Origin of the sequence: Blautia sp. MCC269, assembly GCF_018785655.1 — a bacterium.
GTDB lineage: Bacteria > Bacillota > Clostridia > Lachnospirales > Lachnospiraceae > Blautia_A.
The window spans coordinates 32550-59002 of sequence record NZ_WQQE01000039.1 but is presented as its reverse complement, the minus strand read 5'-3'; the positions used below and the strand labels follow the sequence as shown (position 1 = coordinate 59002).

Annotated in this window: 20 protein-coding genes; 2 read left to right on the top strand and 18 right to left on the bottom strand. The window is 44.3% G+C overall.

Annotated features, from left to right (window positions below; all coding sequences use genetic code 11):
• Positions 1-8: 8 nt before the first annotated feature.
• The 17 genes from GPK88_RS13015 to GPK88_RS12935 form a co-directional block, all read right to left on the bottom strand.
• A complete protein-coding gene (locus tag GPK88_RS13015) occupies positions 9-842 on the bottom strand; it encodes an ABC transporter permease (RefSeq protein ID WP_173761718.1) in 834 nt (277 codons plus the stop codon).
• 13 nt (positions 843-855) lie between these two features.
• Complete coding sequence (locus tag GPK88_RS13010) at positions 856-1806, bottom strand: ABC transporter permease (protein ID WP_021977747.1); 951 nt, start codon at positions 1804-1806, stop codon at positions 856-858.
• Between the two features lie 99 nt (positions 1807-1905).
• Complete coding sequence (locus GPK88_RS13005; protein WP_173761719.1) at positions 1906-3480, bottom strand: ABC transporter substrate-binding protein; 1575 nt, start codon at positions 3478-3480, stop codon at positions 1906-1908.
• 178 nt (positions 3481-3658) lie between these two features.
• Positions 3659-4999, bottom strand: coding sequence for an MATE family efflux transporter (locus tag GPK88_RS13000; protein ID WP_173761720.1), 1341 nt, complete (start codon positions 4997-4999; stop codon positions 3659-3661).
• Positions 4999-5286 carry a co-chaperone GroES gene (gene groES / locus GPK88_RS12995; RefSeq protein WP_148447992.1) on the bottom strand — a complete coding sequence of 96 codons (288 nt, stop codon included), beginning with the start codon at positions 5284-5286 and terminating at the stop codon, positions 4999-5001. The genes GPK88_RS13000 and groES overlap by 1 nt, the downstream gene beginning before the upstream one ends.
• A gap of 146 nt (positions 5287-5432) precedes the next feature.
• Positions 5433-8432, bottom strand: coding sequence for a GumC domain-containing protein (locus tag GPK88_RS12990; protein WP_215707862.1), 3000 nt, complete (start codon positions 8430-8432; stop codon positions 5433-5435).
• Positions 8433-8644: 212 nt separating this feature from the next.
• Positions 8645-9124 carry a 23S rRNA (pseudouridine(1915)-N(3))-methyltransferase RlmH gene (rlmH, locus tag GPK88_RS12985; protein ID WP_173761722.1) on the bottom strand — a complete coding sequence of 160 codons (480 nt, stop codon included), beginning with the start codon at positions 9122-9124 and terminating at the stop codon, positions 8645-8647.
• Positions 9121-11775: an FtsK/SpoIIIE family DNA translocase gene (locus tag GPK88_RS12980; protein ID WP_148447998.1), complete on the bottom strand. Its 2655-nt coding sequence runs from the start codon at positions 11773-11775 to the stop codon at positions 9121-9123. The genes rlmH and GPK88_RS12980 overlap by 4 nt, the downstream gene beginning before the upstream one ends.
• Before the next feature lie 23 nt (positions 11776-11798).
• A complete protein-coding gene (locus GPK88_RS12975; protein ID WP_173761723.1) occupies positions 11799-12674 on the bottom strand; it encodes an undecaprenyl-diphosphate phosphatase in 876 nt (291 codons plus the stop codon).
• A 188-nt stretch (positions 12675-12862) separates the two neighbouring features.
• Positions 12863-14257, bottom strand: a complete 1395-nt coding sequence (gene gltA / locus GPK88_RS12970; protein WP_173761724.1) for an NADPH-dependent glutamate synthase — start codon at positions 14255-14257, stop codon at positions 12863-12865.
• A complete protein-coding gene (locus GPK88_RS12965) occupies positions 14257-15144 on the bottom strand; it encodes a sulfide/dihydroorotate dehydrogenase-like FAD/NAD-binding protein (protein ID WP_148448001.1) in 888 nt (295 codons plus the stop codon). Before GPK88_RS12965 ends, gltA begins: the two co-directional genes overlap by 1 nt.
• A 165-nt stretch (positions 15145-15309) precedes the next feature.
• The gene (locus GPK88_RS12960) at positions 15310-16023 is read right to left on the bottom strand and encodes a ClpP family protease (protein WP_173761725.1); all 714 of its coding nucleotides are present in this window, start codon (positions 16021-16023) and stop codon (positions 15310-15312) included.
• A 66-nt stretch (positions 16024-16089) separates the two neighbouring features.
• Entirely contained in the window at positions 16090-16833 is a 744-nt protein-coding gene (locus GPK88_RS12955) for a YebC/PmpR family DNA-binding transcriptional regulator (protein WP_118064285.1), read from the bottom strand.
• Between the two features lie 158 nt (positions 16834-16991).
• Entirely contained in the window at positions 16992-17339 is a 348-nt protein-coding gene (locus GPK88_RS12950; RefSeq protein ID WP_021977735.1) for a type II toxin-antitoxin system PemK/MazF family toxin, read from the bottom strand.
• Between the two features lie 155 nt (positions 17340-17494).
• Positions 17495-18664 carry an alanine racemase gene (gene alr / locus GPK88_RS12945; RefSeq protein WP_173761726.1) on the bottom strand — a complete coding sequence of 390 codons (1170 nt, stop codon included), beginning with the start codon at positions 18662-18664 and terminating at the stop codon, positions 17495-17497.
• On the bottom strand, positions 18661-20178 hold the full coding sequence (locus tag GPK88_RS12940; RefSeq protein ID WP_173761727.1) for an NAD(P)H-hydrate dehydratase: 1518 nt from the start codon (positions 20176-20178) through the stop codon (positions 18661-18663). The genes alr and GPK88_RS12940 overlap by 4 nt, the downstream gene beginning before the upstream one ends.
• A gap of 60 nt (positions 20179-20238) precedes the next feature.
• Positions 20239-20886 carry a redox-sensing transcriptional repressor Rex gene (locus GPK88_RS12935; protein WP_148448011.1) on the bottom strand — a complete coding sequence of 216 codons (648 nt, stop codon included), beginning with the start codon at positions 20884-20886 and terminating at the stop codon, positions 20239-20241.
• Between the two features lie 214 nt (positions 20887-21100).
• Between GPK88_RS12935 and GPK88_RS12930 the strand changes: the two genes are divergently transcribed.
• A complete protein-coding gene (locus GPK88_RS12930; RefSeq protein ID WP_148448013.1) occupies positions 21101-23017 on the top strand; it encodes an ABC-F family ATP-binding cassette domain-containing protein in 1917 nt (638 codons plus the stop codon).
• 38 nt (positions 23018-23055) lie between these two features.
• Positions 23056-25668 (top strand): YfhO family protein, encoded by a 2613-nt coding sequence (locus GPK88_RS12925; RefSeq protein ID WP_173761728.1) that lies wholly within the window; start codon positions 23056-23058, stop codon positions 25666-25668.
• On the opposite strand, the gene GPK88_RS12920 is transcribed toward GPK88_RS12925, so the two are convergent.
• Positions 25663-26436, bottom strand: coding sequence for an inositol monophosphatase family protein (locus GPK88_RS12920; RefSeq protein WP_148448017.1), 774 nt, complete (start codon positions 26434-26436; stop codon positions 25663-25665). The genes GPK88_RS12925 and GPK88_RS12920 overlap by 6 nt on opposite strands.
• Between the last annotated feature and the right edge of the window lie 17 nt (positions 26437-26453).

Here is a 26453-nt window from a genome sequence, read left to right as displayed (position 1 = left end):
TGTCCTCCTTACTTGGGCTCAAATACTTTTCTCAACACTTCTCCCAGATAGTTGAAACTGATAACCGTGATCAGGATCAGAATACCCGGAAAGATGGCAAGGTACGGAGCCTGCTGGATATAACGCTGTGCATTACTGAGCATGCTTCCCCAGGAAGCTGTGGGTGGCTGGATGCCCAAGCCGAAAAAGCTCAGTGCGGACTCCATCAGGATCGCATTTGCGATATTCATAGTTGCGGCAACAATAATGGTTGGCATGATGTTGGGAAGAATATGATGCACAATTGTGGAGAACTTTTTCTGTCCGGAAATCTTTGCATAGATAACATATTCTCTCTCATTCAGGGAAATCGTCTCGCCACGGACAATCCTGGCAATGTTCATCCAGGTCAGAAATCCGATAATCAGGACAATATTCTGTAATCCCGGTTTCAGAAAAGCGTTCATAACGATCATGATCAGGAAAGTAGGAAGACTCATCAATGCATCTACCAGACGCATCAGCACTGCATCCACGGTTCCTCCTACAAAACCGCTGATAGAGCCCACAATCACTCCAAGGGCTGTGGAGAGGATCATGGACAGAAATCCTACCAGAAGGGAAGCTCTTCCACCATAAATGCAACGTGCCAGATAATCCCTTCCCATATCATCGGTTCCAAAGAGATGTGCCATGGAAGGGGCGTTCAGTCTCTCTGTAGCGCTGATGGCGTTGGGGTCCACCGGATACAGAAAGGCAAAAATAGAGATCAGTGCCAGAAGAAGGATAGCCACTGCTCCTGCAACTGCCAGTTTATTTGTCTTAAAACCAAGTTTGATATTTTTCCAGATATTTTCTCTCATGTCCCTTCACCTCCTAACATCCGGCCTTGCGGATTCTCGGATCAAAGACAGCATACAGAACATCTGCCAGAAGATTTCCGAGCACCACAAGAAGTGCCGTAAACATGGTAATACCCATGATCAGGGGATAATCATACTGCATAACCGCAGTAACCGCCAGCTGTCCGATTCCCGGCCATGCAAAAACCTGCTCTGTAATAATGGCTCCGGAAACCAGTGACTGCAAACTCATTCCAAGAACTGTGATCATTGGAAGCATGGCATTTTTCAGTACATGGCGGAACAGAATCCCGGACTCTTTCATTCCATAGGCTTTCTGCACCATAACATAGTCTGAGGACATCTCTGTGATGGTACTGCTTCTCAGATACCGGATATACTGGGATGCATTGGCAAAAGTCAGCACCGCACAGGGCATCACCATATGAAGCACCAGATCCCCGAAAGAGCGGTCCCCGTCTGAATGCATACCAATACTTGGAAGGATATGAAGATGTACACTGAACAGGTAGATCAGCATGATACCGAACCAGAAAGTAGGGATGGAAATTCCCACATAGCAGAAAAGGCTGGTGATTTTATCCAGAATTCCGTTTTTATTCTTACCGGAATACAATCCCAGCACAATGGCAATGAGAAATCCCAGTAACATACTGGTTCCCATCAGGATCACTGTTGCGGGAAGACGCTCCAGCATCTGTGTCAGTACCGGACGGTTATTCATCAGGGAATTTCCGAAATTCCCGTGAAAAATCCTTCCCAGCCACAGAAAATACTGTTCATAAAGAGGCTTGGTAAGACCCAGGCTTTCCCTTAAATTCTGAATGTATTCTTCACTCATATTCGGCTCCACATAAGTCAGGACCGGATCTCCGGGCGCTGCTTTTGTCAGTGCAAAACAGAGAACGGAGACAATAAACAGTGTCAGAATACACTGCACCAGACGGTTTGCGATTTTCTTCAAAATGTACCTCCTTTATTTTCCCCGAAAACAGGAAATCGGCTGGCGCGAAAAACGCGTCAGCCACTTCCTTTCCGTGATTATCTTTTATAAATTTGTGTTTTATTTCTCCAGTGTGTAGATCTTCGAATAATCATAATAAATCGTCTTTAACAGACATTCATCAAATCCGCCAAAATCCTTATTTACCGCATAGAATCCATTGGAATACGCGATCGGATAAATATACATATTATCGTTGATGGTATTCTGAATTTCTTTATATATGTCACTGCGCTCTGTCTCATCTGCTGTACTGTTTCCTTTTTCCCACAGTGCATCCAGATCCGTATCTTTGATTCTGGAGTAGTTGGAACGGCTGTCGGAAGAGCACATATCCGCATAAAGACTCGGTTCCTCACCTAAAGTATAAAAGCTTAATACCAGGTCATAATCTGTACATTCCGGATCCTTGGTTTTATTCTTGAATGTTGATTCGTCTGTCGGAACAAGATTTACCGTGATTCCCACATTTGCAAGTGCAGACTGTACATACAGGGCCTCACTCTCCATAGTCTTGTCTGTGGAGATATACATCAGATTCAGAGAAAGAGATGTCTTTCCTGCTTCGGAAAGAAGCTGCTGTGCCTTGGCCGGATCATTGTCATAAGTATTGTCCGGTTTTGCATAATAAAGGGTATCCGGTGTAAACAGGGAATCCGCCGGTTCTGCATAATCTTCGGAAATGAATGCAAACTGACAGAATTCCTCTTTATTCAGTGCGTATGCAATAGCCTGACGTACCTTTACATCCTGAAGATCTTCATTCAGCTCATTCATGAACATGGCATTAACACGTCCGGAATTGTAGGTATTGATATTTACGTTGTCGTATGCACTGACTGTATCGTAATCATCCGCGCTGATCAGACGTGCATCCAGATCACCGCTTGCAAGTGCCGCATTGGCGGAACTGGAATCTTTAACGATCTTGAAAGTGATGGAATCCAGATTTACATCTTCATAATAATCATCGAATTTTGTTACTTTAAGGTACTCACCGGATTTGTACTCCTCGAACTTAAACGGTCCGTTTCCTACCGGCTTATTGTTCAGATCGCTCTCTCCGATATTCTCCACACCTTCATAAATGTGTTTCGGAATACAGTAAACCTGGCTTAAACCGCCAAGAAATCCTGCGGAAGAAGATCCAAGGGAAAGTTTTACAGTAAGATCATCAATTTTTTCTGCCTCTACTGCCTTATCATTCACATATCCGTAAGAAGAATATGGCACATTCTGTTTCTCATCTACCAGAACCTGCATGGTAAATACCACATCATCAGCAGTAAGCGGCTCACCGTCATGCCATTTCAGTCCGTCCTTCAGCTTCAGAGTAAACTCGCTGGCATCCTCATTGGCTGTCACGCTCTCACAAAGTCCGTTTCCGTAATACATCTCTCCGTTCACTATCTCAAAAAACGGGCTGTACAGTGCCTGCATCATATCAAAACTTGTCTGATCCACAACATACAGTGGATTGATATTCTGAGGATCTGTGGTTTCTGCAATTGTAATATTACCGCCGGCAGCCTTGGCTCCTTCGGTGTTCTCTGCCGCAAATACTGCTGTTCCTGCCATAACAGTCGTTCCTGCTACTGCAGCTGCCAGAAGCGCTGCCAGTACTTTTTTTCTCATCTCTTTGTTCCTCCTCTGGCTCAGCGGGTATTCCCGTTTTCCCACTGAGTTACTATGATATATGTACGATGGTACTATATCCTCATATTTTTGTCAAGCTTATCCTGAAATTCTATCCGGAATTTCCCTTTCGCACATAAAACCTTATCTTTTATTCTACCTACAGGGAGGATAGGCGTCAAGAAATATTTGTCATGGTTTTGATCCAGTGCCCGTAATGGCATTTCAGAAATGCGGGTACACACTTAAAAATCTGATCTGCGTTAAGGCAGCACACCACGATGGCCGGTGATGCTTTGACCACAAATGCCATGAACATGGATAACGGGATCACAATCGCCCAGGTACTAATTAGATCCACCTTCATGGAATAGGCAATACTGCCACTTCCCCGAATAATGCCTCCATTGGTAGGCATCTGATAAGACATTCCCAACATCACCACGCTTAAGATAATAAGAAATGTATTCGCCATTTCTCTGGTTTCCGGAGAAAGCTGGTAAAGGCTTAAGACCGGAATACGGATAAAGAAAAGCAGCACACCACAGATAATTCCCATGACTACAAAAAGTTTCTGAAGTTTTTTGGAATAGAGTTTTGCAAGCTTCAGATCTCCGGAACCTATGGTTTTTCCCATGGTAACCGATGCGGCGGAAGCAGCTCCCACAGCTGCGGATTTTACCATCAGAAACAGATTGGACGCTGCACTGTTGGCTGCAATGGCTGCTGCCGTCATGTGGCCCAGAATTGCTGTCTGAAGCGCTGTATTTACACCCCAAAGTCCCTGGATCACAAGCAGAGGGCATACCACTTTATAATATTTCCGTCCGAACTTCCAATCTGCCTGCAGATAATCCTGGATACGGATACCGATCCAGCTCTGTTTTTTAGAAATATAAGTGATCAGTACGCAGATCTCCGCAATACGGGCCGTCAGTGTTCCCACCGCTGCTCCTGCCGCACCCATCCTGGGCGCACCAAAATGTCCGTAAATCAGAATCCAGTTAATGCTGCAGTTAATTATCAGAGTCATGACAGAAAGCCCGAAAGCGATCCCCGCGATTTCCACACAGCGCAGCGTAGCCAGCAAAATCTGTGTCACTGCAAAGAAAAAGTAGGTAAAACGGATGATCGCAAGATAGGAAAGACCGGCTTCAATAATTGTCTGATCTGTTGTGAAAAGCCCCAGCAGCTGACGCGGAAAAAAGCTTGCCAGGATAAACAGAATGAGAGCAATAAAAATGCCTGTGCACATGGCCCAGGCACTGATCTTTCTCACCGGTTTTGTCTCTTTCTTTCCCCAGTACTGGCTTCCGAATATGACAAGTCCGTCTCCCAGCGCCATAAGTAGCTGCTGAAAGACGAACTGTACCTGATTTACAGTGGTTACTCCGGATAATGCAGTCTCGCTAAATGCGCCAAGCATAATATTGTCAGCAAGGTTGACACTTAACGTTACTACATTCTGCAAAACCAGCATGGAGCATAATTTCAGAAAATTACGGTAAAAATTCTTCATCAGTCTTTTACAATGGCAATAATATCATCCGCATTGATAACCAGATATTTCTCACCTTCGTATTTGATCTCAGTTCCTGTGTATTTTCCGTAGATTACACGGTCACCAGGTTTTACCTGTACCGGTACTTCTTTTCCGTCTACAATCTTACCGGAACCAACAGCAATAACTTCTGCCTGCTGTGTCTTTTCCTTGGAGCTGTCCGGAAGAACGATACCGGATGCTGTCTTATCCTCTGTCTCAAAATATTTCACGATCACTCTGTCTGCAACTGGTTTTAATGCCATGTTTATTTCCTTCTTTCTGTATTTATTAGCACTCTTTTCTTATGAGTGCTACTCTTTTCTTATCATACTACAAATCTGGAAATTGTCAAGATATTTGCAGGAATCCGCCTGACTCTCTCTGCTGTTATCCGGCAGAATTCCGGTCATTATTCTTCCTCGCTGACTTCGATTGCTTCTGTCTCATAAATAAATTTTACACTTCCATCCATATCCTCTGCACGCTGTGTGAAACTGTCATAAGAAACCGCCTCCGATTTCAGTGCACGGAAACGGTCTATCACATTTTTCAGATCTTTGTTTACTGCATCGTCCAGTTTTTTCACACCTTCTTTATAGAACTTTTTCTGACCGTCACTTAATGTCTTTGCGCCATCTGCAAGTTTGCTGATTCCCTCCTGCACCTGTCCGCTGGCCTCTTTCAGTTTATCCGCTCCGCTCTGCAGAGTTCCTACGCCAGATGCAAGAGCGGAAGTTCCGCTTTTTAAAGTCTGCGTTCCGGACGCAAGGGTGCTACTTCCTGCAAAGAGCTGTCCTGCCCCCTGTTCCAGCTGACTACCCGAAGAAACCAGCTGATCCGCTCCATTGTTAAGTGCACTGCTGTTTGCGGAAATCGTCTGAATGCCTTTTTTAAGCTGTGTAATTGCCTCCTGTATCTGGCTGCTTCCCTCGGTCAGTGTCTTTCCTGCTTTTTTCAGAGATTTTGCACCTTTTAACAGTGCACTGGCATTGGCATTCTTTTTTCCCTGAAGGTCTGTAATTCCGGAATTCACAGCACTTCCCATAGCATTCAGATCCTCGGAATTTTTCTGAAACTGCTCATTTGCATTGGTCAGATTCTGCTGATAACCGGACTGAAGTGTTTCATTTGCACTGGAAAGAGCATCTGCCGTATCCTTTAATTTATTGATCTCTGACTGAATTTCCGGAATCTGTTCACTTAAGCTACCAAAAGCATCGTCCATATTCCGGGCCGTGTCTGATAATTGTCTGCCGGTATCAGAAAGTGTATTTCCTGTATTTTTCAGATCCTGATCCTTTTCTGTCAGATTCTTCACATCTTCTTCCAGCTCACTGACTGCTTTCTGAAGATCTGACAATGCACTTCCCGCAGAAGCAGATGTGTGATTCAGCGCAGTGAGATTTTCTACTGCGGACATTGCTTTCTGTTTTGCACCATCGGCTTCTGATGCCGAACTGCGTAAAGCTTCTGCCGCGTTTTTCAACGCTGAAGTATCCGCCATCTGTCCGTTTGCAGAAGAAGTATCTATTCCATCGGCCGCGCTTCTGGCTGCTGAGATAGCGCCAAGGGCTTCCTGAACTGCCGCTGCGGTTCCTTCATCCATGGTACTGTAATCAATTCCCGAAAGTGCATTTTCTGCTGCTGAAAGATTATTTTTCACACCGGAAAGGCCTTCTTCAATTGCAGTCATATCTGTCGTTGTTTCTCCGGCATTGTCTGCCCAGTTTTCTATGATATCCGCCTGTGCATTCATGGTATCTGCATTATTTTTCAGAGTATCTGCCGCTTCCTGAACGTCGGATGTTATCTCTTCTGTACTTTCTGTATCTGTTGTCTTTGCGATCTGTTCCCGAAGTGCTGTAATCTTCTCTCCAAGCTGTTCTACACCGGCCACATATTCCTGCATCTGTACATTATAAGCGGAAACTTTTCCGGCATATTCTTCCATATTTCCGGAAAAATCGTTCAAAGTATCACTGTCCAGAGAATCTGCCATTGCTTTCATTTTTTCCACAGCCGTCTTTGCACTTTTTACTGTCTCATCTGTCTGCGGAATTACGGTACCCATACCGGAAAGCAGTGTCTGTATACCGTTTAAATATTTAAGCATTCCTCCGGTAAGTGCATCACTTCCCTCTATGTATTTCTTCATATAACCGGTCAGTGTGGAAGCACCGTTTACATATGCCATTGTTCCGTCTGACAGACTGCTTCCACCGGAAACATAACTGTCGACCCCTTCTGTATAGGAATTGACTCCGTTTGCAACTTTATCCATACTGTCGCTGACAGTATCGACTCCGCCGGTGTACTGCTTCAGTCCTGTCGCAAGAGTTCCGGTTCCCGCAGTATAAGCGGAAATTCCCTGTGCCAGCTGCGACGCGCCTTCGCTGAGAGCAAAAGCACCGGTACTTAAAGTTCCCACTCCGTCATCCAGTTTCCCAGCCCCTGATTCCAGTGCGGAAACACCGGTACTTAATGCGGCAATTCCCTCATCAAATTCTTTATATTTTTCATCAAGGGTGTTCACACCTTCTGAAAGTGATTTTGTTCCTTTTACCAGTTTTGACGCTGCTTTTGTCATCTTCTTTATGGAATCCTGCAGATCATCCACACTGTCCAGATCATCCAGATCAACTTCATCCAGCACATCTGTCATTGCCACTGTAAAAGAAGAACTCATTTCACAGTCTGTCACATCTGCTTCCACAGTAAAATCTTCCGGAATGCTGAGATCCTTTTCCACATCTTCCGTAAGATCCAGGCTTTCCTTTAATCCGGGCATTGCAATTCCAAGTACAATATTTCTGGAATCATCTTCCACTACTTTGCCATTATCAACCGTTACATTGGAAAAATTATCTGTAGACAGAATCATCCCTGTAATCATCATAAAAGGAGAATATAATTTTTCTGTTTTTCCATTAATTTTTTTTGTGGTAACTGCACGGTTTTCATAGGTTACATGAATTTTCAGATGACCGGTTTTTCCTGCAAGATCTTCCGGTTTTATTTCTTTACCGTCCAGTTCATAGGTAAAAGTAACGGTTACAGGAAGCTCCTTATCTGTTTTTCCTTCATAATGGATATCCCTGCCATCGGTTTCCCAGGTAATATTTTTTCCATCCTGAGTAAATTCCTCGTCCCCTTTTGTATTCTTGATTTCACTTAATTCTGAAACATCCGCAAGCGTGGAGCCAGATGCTGCCTTTACATTTTTCAGCCACTCTGAAACTGTAACTTCTTTTACAGTTCCATCTGCTTCTGTATTTACATATACCGTTTCTTCCCTGCTGATCTTGTTATTATCCGTCTGTTCTGTAGCACCTGCAATTGTACCGGCCCCCAGGAGTACAGACATCCCTGCCGCCAGTGCAGCAGCTGATTTTCGTTTTCTGTTTTTCATACCAGATAACTCCCTCTGCTATAATTGTTATATCTCTATAACTTTGTTATACAATAATGAGTTAGTCTCGTCAATCTTTTTTGCAAATTTTTACTTATTCGGTAAAATTTCTCATGCAGTACAGATTCTTCATCCATATTGCGAAATTTCCCACACATAAAAAGCCTTCCACTGTTACTTAAAAGTAATGGTGAAAGGCTTCCTTTTTAATTTTATTTATGATAAGGTTCTCCACTTATGATCCGGTAACTCCGGTAAATCTGTTCCAGCAGAATCACCCTCATCAGCTGATGAGGAAATGTCATTTTTGAAAAGCTAAGTCCATAATCGGATCTTTTCAGCACCTCTTTTCCAAGTCCAATGGAACCTCCAATTACAAACTGGATATAGCTGGTTCCCCGGATGCCAAGAGTATTGATTTTCTCTGCAAATTTCTCAGATGTCAGCTGTTCTCCTGCAATTTCCAGTGTAATTACAAAAGCATCGTCCCGGATATATTTCAAAAGGCGCTCACCCTCTTTATTTCTGATTGCCTCTTCTACCGTTTCGCTGGCATTATCCGGTGTTTTTTCATCAGATACTTCTATAATCTCCAGTTTGCAATAACGGCTTAAACGTTTGGAATACTCTGCAATGGCATCTCGTAAATATTTCTCTTTTATTTTTCCTACTGTCAGAACGCTTATTTTCATCCGCCATTCTCCTCCAGATAATTCTCAAATTCTTCCGCAGACATCAGAACTTTCCTTGGTTTGGTTCCTTCCTCCGGACCTACGACTCCTGCATCGCAGAGCTGATCCATGATTCTGGCCGCACGGTTGAAACCGATTTTAAACATACGCTGAAGCATGCCAATGGAGGCCTTCTCTTTCTCAATAATAAATTTGCCGGCTTCTGTAAAATATACGTCTCTGTCACCGCCACCTGCTCCTCCGGGAACCGTGGCAGTATTTACCTGCTTCTCAATGGCGGTATCATAAACCGCTCCCTGATTTTTGTCGGAAACATATTCCACAACAGCGCTGACTTCCTCGTCAGACACAAAGGCGCCCTGAAGTCTGGCAGGTTTCTGATATCCCTGTGGATAAAACAGCATATCACCTTTTCCGAGAAGTTTTTCTGCGCCGTTCATGTCAAGAATTGTTCTGGAATCCACACCGGAAGATACGGAAAATGCAATTCTGGACGGCATATTTGCCTTAATCAGTCCTGTAATAACATTAACCGAAGGTCTCTGTGTGGCAATAATCAGATGAATGCCGGCTGCACGTGCAAGCTGGGCCAGACGGCAGATGGCATCTTCCACTTCGCCCGGCGCTACCATCATAAGATCCGCAAGCTCGTCTACAATAATTACGATCTGTGGCATCTTTTCGGGTGCTTTTTCCCCTTCCGGTACACGCATATTCGCAACTTTTTTATTATATTCTCCAAGGTTACGTACACCATACTCCGCAAAAGCATTATAACGGCTTGTCATCTCTGAAACCGCCCAGTTCAGTGCTCCGGCCGCTTTTTTCGGATCTGTAACTACCGGAATAAACAGATGTGGAATTCCATTATATACACTTAATTCAACAACTTTCGGGTCAATCATAATCAGACGAACTTCATCTGGTGTTGCCTTATAAAGAATACTGATAATCAAAGTATTGATGCATACCGATTTACCGGAACCGGTAGCTCCTGCGATCAGAAGATGCGGCATCTTTGCAATATCTGCCACAACCGGTTTCCCTGCAATATCTTTACCTGCCGCAAAAGAAAGCTTTGACTTGGCATTTTTGAACTCCTCAGACTGCAGAAGATCTCGAAGCATAACCGGACTGTTTTCTTTATTTGGAACTTCAATTCCCACAGCAGCTTTTCCGGGAATCGGTGCCTCAATACGAATATCCGGTGTTGCAAGATTCAGTTTAATATCATCCGAAAGACCTACAATCTTGCTGACTTTAACACCCATCTCCGGCTGCAGCTCATAACGGGTTACTGTCGGGCCGCAACTGACATTGGTAATCGTTACATTTACGCCAAAATTGTGCAGTGTTTCCTGCAGCTTCTGAGCTGTTTTTCTTAAGTGTGCATCAGAATCTCCCTGAGATCTGCCATCACCTCGCTTCAGAAGTTTCAGTGGAGGATACTGATATGGTTTTTTCTCTGCAACTTCCTTCTGACTGATCTCATGCTGAATATTTTTGATCCCATGTTCAATTTCTTTCTGTGAAGATTTGGGGTTATTTGTGGAAGCTTTTTTTTCTGTTTCCAGAACCGGAGACATTTCCGGAACCGCAACATCTTCATAACCGTCATACTCATCTTCTGAGACTTCCTGGATATCTTTTTCAAAATCTGGTTCTTCCACTTCTTCAGTCACTGTCTGCGGCTGAGATCTGTGAATCTGAAATTCCATGTTCTCATGGGAAGCCGGCCGGATTTCCTCCTGTCCCTCTGTTTCCTCTGCTTCTGGCAAATCTGTATCCGATGGAAGCGCAGCCTTCTCCTCATCCAGAAAAGAAGGCAGATTAAATTCCCCTTTTCGGTTGGCTTTTACAGCTGCCTGTCTTTTATTTTCTTCTTTTTTTGATTTTCCTTTACGTTTTCTGGATGTTTTCTTGGTGGTTTCTTCCGCAAACGCCAATTCTTCCTCTTCCAATTCCTCTTCCAGCTGACGGATCTTTTCTGCTCTTCTCTCAGCACGGATTTTCCTTCGGAGTTCTTTTTGCTTTTCTCTGTCCGGCTGTGCCTCCAGATATGCCTCTCTTCCCTCCCGGGCAGCATCTGCAAACAGATCCAGAATTTTATTCATAAACCCGAAAAAAGATCTCTGCGTAATAATAATCATGGAAACCATCAGTACCAGTACAATGATCACCACGCCTCCAACTGTACCAAATGCGGAAGCTGTGGAAATACATACTGCACCTCCAATCACGCCTCCTCCTGTATGATACTCCGAACTGAGTGCATAATAATCCGCAAAAGTTGTACTTGGTGTGTAACCTTCTGTAAGAAGCTGTAAAAGTCCGCATAAAAAGGCAAAAAACACAATTCCGGCAAAAATCTTCTTATAAGCAAGACGGTTCTTATTATTGACAATCAGAAACGTAACTCCCCCAAACAAAACTACTGGAAACAGATATGCACACAATCCCATGATTCCAAAACAGATGCTGCTGATGGCATTTCCTACGATACCACCCATGCCAAACGCACTGATCATCAGAATCAGGCAGGCTGCAAACATAACCAGAATCAGTATTTCTGTCTGAAATCGGTTTCCAGCGCTCTGCTGTTTTGTCGCAGTTTTCCCTTTTCTTTTTTTTGTTGTTTTTGAAGCTGCCATTGTCAGACTCCCTCCAGTTGATATCAAATATAATTTGCTGCCAGAATAAGGATACCGGCTGCAAAGGAATAAAATGCAAAATAACGCAGTCTGACCTGATTCGAAAGCTTAAGCATGAACCGGATTACCAGATACCCTGTAATTCCGGCCACCAACATTCCAAGGACATAGGTAAATCCTTTTCCCACCGTCATACTTACCGCTGTAAACTCGCCCATTTCTACAAAAAAAGCTCCAATCACAGCCGGTATACTCATTAAAAGAGAATACTTAACCGCAAATTTCCGGCTCAGTCCGCAGAAAAGTCCAACGCTCAGTGTAAGTCCGAATCTGGAAAGTCCGGGAAATACTGAAATTCCCTGACAGATTCCCATCCACATGGCATCTCCGAAATTTACTTCCCTTGTACCCTTGTTCCCGTTTATATTGCTGTAATCCACAACAAGAAGAATTACTCCTGTAAGCAGAATTCCAATTCCCGAAAACATATGTGAAGACGCACTGCGTACAACAAGGCGCTTACACTGATATCCAATTAATGCTGTAGGAATTGTTGAAACAAGGATCAGAGCAGTAAGTTTCCGGTAAGTTCCGTGCACAATTTTTGCATAGGTCAAATTTTTACCGGTTCTTCTGTTATAAAGAAAAATATTGGCATTTCCGATCAGATCCAAAATCATTCCGATCAGTTCGATTCCGATTTTTTTGATATCTTTCAGAAAAACGAGAATCAGAGCTACCATGGTTCCCAGATGAAGCATTACTTCAAAAAGCACCCCGGAACCTCTTGATCCGTTAAGAAGATCCTGGGCTGCACAAAGGTGTCCAAAACTGCTCACCGGCAAAAATTCTGTAATTCCCTGAAGAATTCCCAATATAATCGCATGTATCACTGACATAATGATATTTCCTTTTCTAAAAATTTTTCCAACACATTATAGCATAATTACCGGAAACTTACAATCCACACTTAAGCAATCATTCAAACAAATGTTCTTTTTCTTAAAATTATAATTGTATATACAAAAAACTTCCGGTTACTGTGAATCAGCAACCGGAAGCCTGGATCTAAAAACGAATCTTCTTTTTATTTGTTTTTCAGATATTCGTCGATACCTCTTGCACCAGCTTTACCTGCACCCATAGCAAGGATTACAGTAGCTGCACCTGTAACGGCATCACCACCGGCATATACGCCGTCCTTGGATGTCTTACCGGTTTCTTCCTCGGCAACGATACATCTTCTCTTGTTGATATCAAGGCCTTTTGTTGTGGAAGAGATCAGCGGGTTCGGTGAAGTACCAAGGGACATGATAACAGTATCTACGTCCATCTCATACTCGGAACCAGGAATCTCTACCGGGCGTCTTCTTCCGGAAGCATCCGGCTCGCCAAGCTCCATCTTGACAACCTTCATACCATTTACATGGCCGTTCTCATCTACAAGGATCTCCTTCGGATTGGTAAGAAGATCAAAGATGATACCCTCTTCCTTAGCGTGATGAACTTCCTCTGCTCGTGCAGGAAGCTCTGCCTCACTTCTTCTGTATACGATATGTACCTCAGCGCCAAGTCTCAGAGCTGTTCTTGCAGCATCCATAGCAACGTTACCACCGCCGACAACTGCAACTTTCTTGCCTGCTGCGATCGGTGTATCGTAGGAATCATCGAATGCTTTCATGAGGTTACTTCTTGTCAGGTACTCGTTTGCGGAGAATACACCACTTGCATTCTCACCCGGGATACCCATGAACATCGGAAGACCTGCACCGGAACCGATGAATACGGCCTCAAATCCCTCTTCCTCGATCAGCTGGTCGATGGTTGTAGATTTACCGATGACAACGTTTGTCTCGAATTTAACACCAAGCTCTTTAACTTTCTCGATCTCTTTCTTAACGACTTTCTGTTTTGGAAGACGGAACTCCGGAATACCATAAACAAGAACACCGCCAAGCTCATGAAGAGCCTCGAATACAGTTACATCGTATCCTGCCTTTGCAAGGTCACCTGCACAGGTAAGTCCGGAAGGACCGGAACCGATGACTGCAACTTTATGTCCGTTCTTACCCTCTGCTCCTGCAGGTTTGATGTCATGCTCCAGAGCATAGTCAGCAACGAATCTCTCCAGTTTACCGATGGAAACAGCCTCACCTTTTTTACCACGGATACACTGTCCCTCACACTGGGATTCCTGTGGGCAGACACGGCCACAGATAGCTGGAAGTGCGGAAGATAATCCGATCACTTTGTAAGCTTCTTCCATGTTGCCCTCTTTGATATGTTCAATAAATCCAGGAATGTTGATGGATACCGGACATCCCTCTACACATTTCGGTTTCTTACATCCGAGACATCTCTGTGCCTCTTCCATTGCCTCTTCCTGATTATATCCAAGACATACTTCCTCGAAGTTTGTCGCACGTACCTTCGGATCCTGCTCTCTTACAGGAACTTTTTTTAACATTTTTGCATCTGCCATTACTTGTCACCTCCGCACTGTCCGCATCCACCGTGGTGGGTATCGCCTTCCTGAAGTTTCAGTAATGCACGTCCCTCCTGGGTCTTATACATCTGACTTCTCTTCATAGCCTGATCAAAGTCAACGAGATGTCCGTCGAACTCCGGTCCGTCTACACAGGCAAATTTAATCTCATCACCGACCTGAAGACGACAAGCGCCGCACATACCGGTTCCGTCAACCATGATCGGGTTCATGCTGACAATTGTGTGGATACCAAGTTTCTTGGTAAGAAGACAGACGAATTTCATCATGATCATCGGTCCGATTGCTACACAGACATCATAATGTTTGCCTTCGTTTGTTACAAGATCCTCAAGAGTCTTGGTTACCATACCAGAACGTCCATAAGAACCATCATCAGTTGTGACGTAGAGATTGGAAACAGCGCCGAGCTCTTTCTCAAGAATAACCATATCCTTTGTCTTGGAACCAAGGATAACATCTGCTGTGATACCGTGCTCATGAAGCCATTTAACCTGCGGATAAACAGGTGCGGTACCAACACCACCGGCAACGAATACCAGTTTCTTCTTCTTGAGTTCTTCGATATCTTCGTGTACGAACTCAGATGGACATCCGAGAGGTCCTACGAAGTCACGGAATGAATCTCCTTCTTTCAGTGCGGACATCTTAATTGTAGATGCTCCGATCTCCTGGAATACGATGGTAACTGTTCCAGCCTCGCGATCGTAATCGCAGATGGTAAGAGGAATTCTCTCACCCTTCTCGTCAAGTTTCACAATGATAAATTGTCCTGGCAGACAGTGGCTTGCCACACGTGGTGCATGCACAACCATAAGATGGATCTTAGCTGCCAACGTTTCAGCTTTTAAAACCTTATACATGGTCTTCCTCCTCGCGCAAATTATAAACCTCTATTAATAATACGCTAAAAATCTGCATATGGCAAGGGGAGATTTACAATTTCTGTCGATTTTCTTTACCACAGCACAGCGTAACCACGTTAGTTATGTTTAACCAATATAACCAAAAGCCACATAAAAAAGCGATCATTTCTGTGATTTTTTCTCTTCAATCAGGGCATACAGTTTGTCCAGGGCATCCCGGATCCCGCCGACTTCATCAATCACACCTTCCTTCACTGCCTGCTCTCCTTCCAGCATGGTTCCCACATCTTTTACCAGTTGGGAAGTATCCAGCATCAGTTCTTCCAGCCGTTCTTTGGTTATATCAGAATGCTTCGATACAAAGGCAGTGATACGGTCCTGGATTTTCTCCATATTGCGGTACGTCTGTGCCACACCGATGAACATCCCGTTCTGCCTCACCGGATGGATGACCATGGTAGCACTTGGCACGATAAAAGAATAGTCCGCGGAAACCGCCATGGGAACGCCTATGGAATGTCCGCCGCCCAGCACAAGGGAAACCGTGGGAATACTTAAAGACGCGATCATTTCCGCAATCGCCAACCCCGCTTCCACATCGCCACCAACTGTATTTAAAAGAATCAGAAGTCCTTCAATTTCCTCATCATCCTCGATCAGAGCCAGTTTTGGCAGTACATGTTCATATTTGGTGGTTTTACTGTGTGACGGGGCCGATTCATGACCTTCGATCTCCCCGATTACCGTCAGAAGTTCCACCTTATGTTTCCGGGAATTTCCATCCAGCACTACCTGTCCTGTTTCCTGGATCTGCTTGTCCTGGCTTTCTTCCCGATCCAGTTCCTTCTGTTTTCCCTCTTCTTTATTTTTTTCCATAAAAATACCTCCGGAATCTAAAATTCTGGAGGTATTATATGCAAAATATTATTTTCTATTCTAAGATCACTCGTCCCAGTTTGTCCATACGTCTGTAACGTCATCATCCTCATCAAGAAGATCCAGTGTTCTGTGGAGATCCTTGATAGCCTGGTCGTCGGTAAGTTCTACGTAAGTCTGCGGAATCATGGCGATCTGTGCTTCCATAAGCGGAATTCCGGCTTTCTCAAGAGCTTCACGTACAGCGCTGAAATCATCCGGATCTGTAAGGATCTCGAAGCTGTCCTCTTCCTCGCTGAAGTCCTCAGCACCTGCATCCAGAGCTGTCATCATCAGCTCGTCCGCATCCATCTCGCCGCACTCATCCTCAAGCTCTTCCTTGTCGATGATGATCTGGCCTTTCTGATCGAACATAAAGGATACACATCCCTGAGTTCCGATGCTTCCGTTACCCTTGGTAAAAGCGTTACGTACGTTACCTGCAGTACGGTTCTTATTATCTGTAAGAGTCTCTACGATAATGGCAACACCGTTCGGGCCATATCCTTCGTATACAGCTTTCTCGTAGCTGTCTGCGGAGTCAGCACCTGCTGCCTTCTTGATTCCACGGTCGATGGTATCGTTCGGCATGTTGTTTGCTTTTGCTTTTGCAATGACATCACGAAGTTTGCTGTTGTTTGCAGGATCCGGGCCGCCGGCCTTTACTGCCATAACGATCTCACGGCCGATGACTGTGAAGATCTTACCCTTCTTGGCATCATTTTTCTCTTTCTTATGTTTGATGTTGGCAAATTTTGAATGTCCTGACATGTTATCTTCCTCTCCTTGTTACCGTATATTTTCTTTCGTGCCCCTGCCTGTTACAAAGGTACCGTTTTACATAATTGCAACTCGGTTAAATATAGCACTTATGGAAGATTTCGTCAAGAATCAGAATCCAAACCTGTCAAAAATCCCATGAAATTGCCCTAAAATGTAAGCTCCAGGCTGATTTCAAGTGCATGATTTACCTTATCAAGCATGACACTGTCCAGATGACACACCTTATCTTTCAGCCGCCGCTTATCAATGGTACGAAGCTGTTCCAGAAGAATTACGGAATCCTTCTCAATTCCATAGGCAGATGCATCAATTTCAATATGTGTCGGCAGTTTCGCCTTGTTCATTTTTGATGTAATGGCCGCGCAGATCACAGTAGGGCTGTGCCGGTTGCCCACATCGTTCTGAATAATCAGTACCGGCCGGATACCGCCCTGTTCACTGCCTACTACAGGCCTTAAGTCCGCATAAAAAATATCCCCTCTTTTTATAACCACACAATTCACACTCCGATTCTGGTCCGGCTTATTTATAAGCCGTATTCCTTTTTACAGATAAGTATTTCCATAATTTCCTTGTGTATACCATGAGTGGTACTTTTTTATCGGTCTTACGCCTGATCCGGGTTTTCTGTCACCCGAAATTTACTGATTTACTGAAAAAAGCTCTCTTCTTCTCCGCATTCTTTTCCGTCTTTAATATAAACCCTCGGAACACGTTTGCTGATCTCACAGACAAACTCGTAGGAAAATCTTCCAGAAAGATCTCCCAGTGTTTCCACACTGATAAATTCTTCTCCGTCTCTTCCCATCAGTGTTACCTCATCTCCGGCTTTTACCTCAGGAATATCCGTAACATCTACCATAAACTGATCCATACATACGCGTCCAAGAATAGGAGCTTTTTTGCCATGGATCAGAACCCATCCTTTATTGGAAAGCTGTCTGGGATATCCGTCCGCATAGCCTACCGGAATGGTTGCCATTCTGGTAAAACGTTCTGTAACAAAAGTTCCACCATAACTTACCGCAGTTCCACGTTCCACATTTTTCACATAGGACACATGGCTTTTCAGTTCCATGGCTGGTGTCAGTTTTATCACATCCCGTTCCACCTCTTCCGACGGATAAATACCGTAAATGGTAATTCCCGCACGGACAACGTTAAGATTTGCCTCCGGCACACGGATAATTCCCGCACTGTTGGAACAGTGGCGTACCGGAATATGGACTCCTCTCTTTTCCAGAAGATCCGCAAAACGAAGATATCTGTCAAGCTGTACAAGTGCCGGAGAACGGTCAAACTCATCTGCTCTGGCAAAATGCGTAAACATTCCTTCAATTACAAGATTCGGAATTTTGGAAACCGCTTCAATCTTTACTGCATTTTCCGGAATATCCGCATATCCGATCCTTGTCATTCCTGTATCCAATGCCAGATGAATATGTACATTTTTTCCGATACGCTCTCCTGCCTTCGCATATTCCACTGCTGTATTCAGATCTGAAATGGTAATCCGGATGTCATTGGCAGCCAGCTCCTCATAATATTCTTCGAATACAATGCCAAGAATCAGGATTGGTTTGGTAACGCCTGCATGACGCAGTTCCAGCGCTTCTTCTGCCGTTGCTGTGGCAAAACCCCAGATATAATCATAATCGTGAATCAGATGTGCAATTGCTCTCGCACCATGGCCATAGCCATCCGCCTTGATCACTGCAATGATTTTTGTTCCTTCTTTCACATTTCTGTGCATTTCCTCAAAATTATGAGCAATGGCATCCAGAGATACCAGTGCCTTGACTCTCTCGTATTTTTTCATGATTTTGACTCCTCTTCACCTATCGCTAAAGCCTGGGGCAGATATTCAATGATATCGCCTGCCAGCATACTGCGCTTTCCTTTTTCAGCGGCTGCAAGATCGCCGCAAAGTCCGTGAAGATAAACACCTAACGCGGCCTTTAAAACCATGGAGGGATGTTCCTCCGTTTTCAGATACATACATAATACTCCTGCCAGAAGCCCGGAAAGCACATCTCCGCTTCCGGCAGTTGCCATACCGGAATTACCGGAAAGGTTCAAATACAGATCGCCTTTCCCATCTGTAATTACTGTACAGGCATCTTTCAGGACACATACGGTACCGGTTTCTTTCGCATAGTCCACTGCGGTCTGTGCAATTGTTCCCTGGATTTCCGATATGGTTCTTACACAAAGTCTGCTCATCTCACCGATATGCGGCGTCAGAATAACATTTTCACCCAGGAATTCCTTCCACTGAGGATGCATTGCCAGAAGATTCAGTCCGTCTGCATCCAGAATCAGTGGCTTTTTCTCCCGGGCGGCTGCCGTAAGAAACCACTGTTCTCTCTCACGGCTGGCCCCCGATGTTCCCAGTCCCGGTCCAATCACAAGGATATCACACCAGGAAAGAAGCTGTTCGTTGGATTCCTCATCAAACCGGGTGCATACCATAGCCTCCGGAAGAAGAATCTGCAATGGAATCCTGTTTTCTTCTACTGTCTGAATTTTTACCATTCCCGCCCCGGCATGAAGAGCAGCACTGGCGCTTAAATAAGCAGCCCCGCACATTCCCTCGCTTCCGGCAACAAATAGAATTTTTCCAAAAGTTCCCTTATTTCCGCCGGGATCACGCTCCGGAAACAGTTTCAGGTCTTCCTGCTCCAGACAACATGCAGATGCCTTTACAGCTTCCTGCTCATAGATTCCGATATCAGCGGTAACAATCTTTCCTGCATACAATCTGCCCGGATAAAAGCAAAGTCCTCTTTTCCGGTAACCAAACGTAACAGTCAGATCCGCGCTGAAGGCAATTCCCATTTCCAGGCCTGTATCTCCGTTTACTCCTGATGGGATGTCAACAGCGATCTTTTTTGCCCGGGCACTGTTCATCTCATGAATAACTTCCGCATAATGTCCCTCGATCGGACGCACCAGGCCTACGCCAAACACGGCATCTACTATAGTAGTATATTCACTCCAGTCCGGGTTATTCACTTCCGGGACCTGATATCCTGTGGCAATTTTATACTGAAGCACCGTTTCTCTGGTCATTTTGTCTTTGTTTCCGACCATGCAGAATTCTGCCCGGATTCCCTTCAGATAAAGCAGTCTGGCAACGGCAATACCATCGCCTCCGTTATTGCCGCTTCCGCATACAACCAGTATTCTTTCATTTTTTTCGAGATATTTCTCTATTTCTTCTACTACTTTCAGTGCTGCCCGCTCCATCAGAACTTCTGATGCCACTCCGATATGATGAATGGTGGCACCATCCAGCTTCTTCATCTCCTCGCAGGTAACAATTTTTTTCATGCTGTGCCCTGCCTCCCCTCTTAATAGAGAAAGCTGCCGTTTCCGGCAGCTTAACACTTTCTACTTTTCCACATGCTCCTGCCTGTATTTACTCAGATTATAAGACAGTGTCATAAGACTTTCGGAAAGATGCACGTTCTCCACAATTACATCATCCGGTGTCTCCAGATCAAGATGTGCAAAATTCCAGATTGCTTTGATTCCGTTCTCCACCAGAATATCTGCCATTTCTTTGGCTTTGTTCTTCGGAAGAGTGAGAATTGCAATCTCTACATTATTTTCTCTCAGGAAAAACGGAAGTTCACTGAGCATCTGAATCTCAAGTCCGCGGACTGCAATACCCTCAAGCACAGGATTTACATCAAAAATTCCCACCAGTTTGAAGCCACGTTTCTCAAAGTCCACATAATTGGCAAGTGCCTGTCCCAGATTACCGGCACCTAAAATGATCATCGGATGAACGATGTCCAATCCGAGAATTTTACCAATTTCCGTATAAAGATAATGTACATTATAGCCATACCCCTGCTGCCCGAAACCGCCGAAATTATTGAGATCCTGACGAATCTGGGAAGCTGTGGTATGCATCTTCTTACTTAATTCATTGGAAGAAATACGCTCCACATTGTCTTCCATCAGCTCTCCTAAGTAGCGGTAATAGCGTGGCAGACGCTTAATCACCGCTTTCGAGATTTGTTTTGTCTCCACGATAGTTCTCCTCCTTACCTTACACTAGGTTAATTATACCGAATTGACATTTTCCTGTCAATTAAAGTTGTGAGTTCTGTACAAATTTCTTCATATTTTTTTAAAAAAATGATTTTTTCTTTGAAATCCTGGCGGTTTCCGTTATAATAGGTGGAGGATTTTCCCTGTTTTATGACCAGACAGAGACAATTCTTTATACAGGAGGACAGTTTTTATGATTTTATCATGTCAGAATATATGCAAAGCCTTTGGCGAAAAAGTAATTTTAAATGACGCATCCTTCCACATTGAAGACCGGGAAAAAGCGGCCCTTATCGGATGCAATGGTGCAGGAAAAACAACCCTTCTTCGGATCATCATGCAGGAAATTTCCGCTGACTCCGGCAATGTTGTTCTTGCACGTGACAAAAATATCGGCTATCTGGCCCAGTATCAGGACATTCACGGGCACCATACAATTTATGAAGAACTTCTTACTACCAAGCAGCACATCATTGATATGGAACGCCGCATCCGTAATCTGGAGCAGGAAATGAACCATGTACAGGGCGAGGACCTGAACCGTCTGATGGAGACTTACACCCGTCTTACCCATCAGTTTGAACTGGAAAACGGTTATGCCTACAAAAGTGAACTGACCGGTGTTTTAAAGGGTCTTGGTTTTACAGAAGAGGATTTTGACAAACAGATCGAGACGCTTTCCGGAGGGCAGAAAACCCGTGTTGCCCTTGGCAAGATGCTTCTCTCCAAACCGGATATCCTGCTTCTGGATGAGCCTACCAACCACCTGGATATGGAAAGTATCTCATGGCTGGAAACCTACCTTCTGAATTATCCGGGAGCTGTATTTATTGTCTCCCATGACCGTTATTTCCTTGATAAAGTTGTCACAAAGGTAGTGGAAATTGAGGCCGGACAGACCCGTGTCTACAGTGGAAACTACTCTGCTTATGCTCTTAAAAAAGCCCAGCTACGCGATGCCCAGTACAAGGCATACTTAAATCAGCAGAGAGACATCAAACATCAGGAAGCAGTCATTGCCAAACTGAAGTCCTTTAACAGAGAAAAATCTATCAAACGTGCCGAAAGCCGTGAGAAGATGCTGGATCGTGTACAGCGTATCGAAAAACCTCTGGAAATTCAGGATCGTATGCGGATTTCCCTGGAACCCCGTGTATTAAGTGGAAACGATGTCCTGCATGTGGAGGAACTCTCCAAGGCATTTCCGGGACAGACTCTGTTCTCCGATATTTCTTTTGATATCAAACGTGGCGAACGTGTGGCACTGATCGGAAACAACGGAACCGGCAAAACTACCATGCTGAAAATTATCAATGGTCTTCTCGAAGCAGATGCCGGAAAATTTTCTCTTGGTTCCAAGGTGCAGATCGGTTATTATGACCAGGAACATCATGTTCTTCATATGGATAAGACTATTTTCCAGGAGATTTCCGATACGTATCCGACTCTTACAGAGACCGAAATCCGAAATATGCTTGCAGCATTTCTTTTTACCGGAGACGATGTATTTAAAGAAATCTCCGCACTTTCCGGTGGAGAACGAGGCCGTGTTTCCCTTGCCAAGCTGATGCTCTCCGAAGCCAATTTCCTGATTCTGGATGAGCCTACCAACCATCTGGATATCGCTTCCAAGGAAATCCTTGAAGAAGCACTGGTAAGTTACACCGGTACTGTCCTTTATGTCTCCCATGACCGTTATTTCATCAATCAGACCGCAACCAGGATCATGGAACTTACCAATCAGGCTGTGGTCAATTACATTGGCGATTATGATTACTATCTGGAGAAAAAAGAAGAACTGACCAGCGCCTATGCTCCGGGAATTGATTCTCCCGAGGCCCCTCAGGAAGAAAAAACGGTTTCCGAAAACAAACTTTCCTGGCAGCAGATGAAAGAAGAACAGGCGAAGAAACGAAAACGGGAAGCAGAACTGAAAAAAGTGGAAGCCCGCATTGAGGAACTGGAAACAAGAGATAAGGAAATTGACGATACCATGGTTCTCCCGGATGTCTGCACCAACGTGGCAGAATGTACCAAATTAAGCCGTGAAAAAGCTGCCATTTCGGAAGAACTGGAAGAACTTTATGAAAAATGGGAAGAGCTGGCCTGACGGCCAGCTCTGTTATAATCATCCCGGAGGAGGAACCTGTGAAAAAGAAGCGCATTTATTTTTCTGCATTTGGTCTTACTTTTGCAGTTTTACTGATTTTATTTATCACCTGTGGCTATGCCCCTTTTGGCAACAAATCACTGGCTGTGGATGATGCCAGCATTCAGTATCTGGATTTTTATGCTTATTTCAAGGATGTTCTGGCGCAGAAAAACAGCATTTTTTATACATTTGGAAAAACACTGGGAGGTACCAATATCGCTGTTTTCAGCTATTATCTTTCCTCCCCGTTTATGCTTCTGAGTGTCTTTTTTCCAAAAGAAAATCTCCATTCATTTTTTGACATCCTGGTACTGCTGAAATTATCTCTGGCTTCCATGACCTTCAGTATTTTTCTTGTAAACCGCTTCCGGAAATATCTGACAGAAAACACGGAATCTGCAAGAACTTTTTTTGTTGTCCTTTTATCCTGCTGTTACGGTCTTTGCCAGTATACCATTGCCCAGAGCAGTAATATCATGTGGATTGACGGTGTCTATCTTCTTCCGCTGATTCTTCTGGGAACCTATCAGATCATACATGGATCATCCATCTGGAAGCTTTCTGTCTGGGTGGCATTGTCGATTCTTTTTAACTGGTACAGCGGTGGTATCAACTGTGTATTTTCCGCCCTGTGGTTTCTTTTTGAACTTGCCTTATATTTTCTGGGATCATCAAGAAAATACAGCCATATTCCACGAAAAGCCCTGGTCATGATATTCCGTTATGGCCTCTCTATGTTTCTGGGGCTTATGTGCAGCGCGGTTCTGTTTTTACCCACTGTACTTGCCATGGGAAATTCCAACCGTGGTTCTCTGGACCTTGCAGCATTGAAGGATTTTTCTTTCGTCGGACAGCTTCCCACCATTCTGGAAAGTTACCACCTGGGCGCGCACAGTACTCCAAACAGTACTTCTCTGTTCTGTGGTACTCTGGTAATCCTGGCGGTTATTGCCCTTTTTCTTTCTTCTACGTTATCTGCACAGAAAAAAAGTATGCTGGCCTGTTTTCTTGCTGTCATAGCACTGATTTTTTACTGGAAACCTTTTTATATGGTATTTTCATTGTTCAAAACTGTGGAAAGTTACTGGTGCAGATATTCCTATGTGGGAATTGCCGCTCTGATCTTTCTGGCTGCCTGTTTTTATCTGATTTACTTGGATGACCATACCGCAGTTCTTCTTTCCAGAGGATGGATCATTTTTTCGGTTCTTCTGTTTTTTCTGGATAATATTCACCCCGGTGAACATACATCAAAAATCTATCTGACCGTTTTTTACGCTGCAGTTACCTTGATTTCTGTGAGACTTTTTATGTACAGCCGGAATTTCAAATCATGGAAAAAAGCAGTTATCACTCTGCTTTGTACAGGAATCATCCTTTCAGAACTGGCAGTTAACGCCAGCTTTCTGATGAATGATTACCATGCTGACGAAAACAGCCAGTACACCGCTTATTCTCTGGGTTCCCAGAAACAGATCGGCGAAATCAAGGAATCGGACAGTTCCATTTACCGGATTTCACAGACTTCCACAAAGATTCAGTACACTGACGGTGCAACTGCAAATTATAACGAAGCTCTGGCTTATAATTACCGTTCCATTTCCGGTTATACTTCCTCCCCGGACGATACGCAGAGAGAATTTCTGGAACGTATCGGTTACCGTGAAAACGGTCTGAATATGAACATTACCAACTCTCCTGTCATTGCTGCAGATGCTCTGCTGGGAGTAAAATATACCTTGTCTGCCTATCCCGTTAACGGACTGACAAAACTGGATTCTATAGAGGCGGAAAACGGAAAGTCCGTATACTGTAACCCGTCTGCACTGCCGATGGCTTTTCTCTATCATGACAATTCGGAATCTATACAGACTCCGCAGACCGATGACCCGTTTGTATACCAGAATTATCTGTACAGCATTCTGTGCGGACATCCGGTTTCTCTGTATCGGCCGTTATCCTATACCTGTTCTTCCAAAGGAGATTCCGATTCCGGCACTGACCAGGTATACACCCTTTCTGTTCCAGAGGGAAATTACGCACTATATGGAAACATACCCTGGGATTCCCCTATGGAAAATGCTTCTTTAAATGTAAATGACTCCTATATCAGCCGTTATTCCTGGTGGCTCAGTCCCTCAGCTTTTTATATTCCAGCAGCTTCCGAAGCCGCTTATGCAAAAGTTTCCATCCATTCAGACAATGGATATTTCATCCGGGATGGGGGCGAACAGTTTTACGCGCTGGATCTGGATGCCCTTGCCGCTGTTTCCAAGGAGATTTCAGGCAGAGCTGTGGAAGAGTTCCAGCTGGAAAACGGGCATGTTTCCGTTTCCTGTACTGCTGCTGATTCCAGCTCCCTGCTTTATCTATCCATCCCTTACGACAAAGGCTGGAAAATATACAGAAACGGCCAGCAGATTACTGCCGGCCTTCTGGATGACTGCATGTATTCTATTCCTCTGACAGAAGGGAAAAACCAGATCGAGCTTCGTTACATCTGCCCGGGAATCCGCGCCGGAATTCTTCTCTCTGTTTCCGGAATCCTGCTCACGCTGCTGATCTCCCTTTTTGAACACAAAAATCGGTTACAAAAAAATAAATTATAATTCTTTTAGAAGAATTTCCGCAAACTGCGGCGCACAGGCGAGGATGTCCTCATTTTTCAGATAGGACGGTTCCTCGCCTTTCCAGTTCTTCACAATACCGCCTGCTTCACGAAGAATAATGGTTCCCGCAGAATAATCCCAGGGTTTCAGGTCACGTTCAATATATCCATGCTCCCTTCCACAGGCAACATAACACATATCGAGTTCTGCAGATCCGGTACGACGGAAATCCGCACATTTCATAAAGATGTGATAAAAAATCGGAAAAAGATTTTTTGCTTCTTCTTTTGTGTAAGGAGTGGAGCCATAGGAAATTACCGCATCCCCAAAATCTTCGGTATCGGATACATGGATTCTCTTTCCATTGAGATAAGCGCCCTCTCCCTTGGCTCCGTGGAACAGTTCATCGGAAAACGGATTGTATACAATACCGAAAACAATCTCACCGTTTTCATAAAGTCCCAATGCAACTGCGCTCATATGAAAATCCAGAATAAGATTTGTAGTACCGTCAATAGGATCCAGAATCCAGTAAGTTTTTTCTCTGGAAAGTCCCAGGTTTTCTTTTTCTTCCGCGATCAGGGAAATCTCCGGAAATGCTTTTCCAAGTTCCTCTTTCAGAAAGTTCTGCACGGCCAGATCCACATTTGTCACATAGTTAGCAGCTCCCTTTACCATTACTTCTTCGTTATTCATCTCTTTTAAAATCAGTTCTTTTGTCTGTTTTACAAGAGCAATTACTTTTTTCTGTTCTTCTGCTGAAATCATGATTTTTCCCCTTTTCT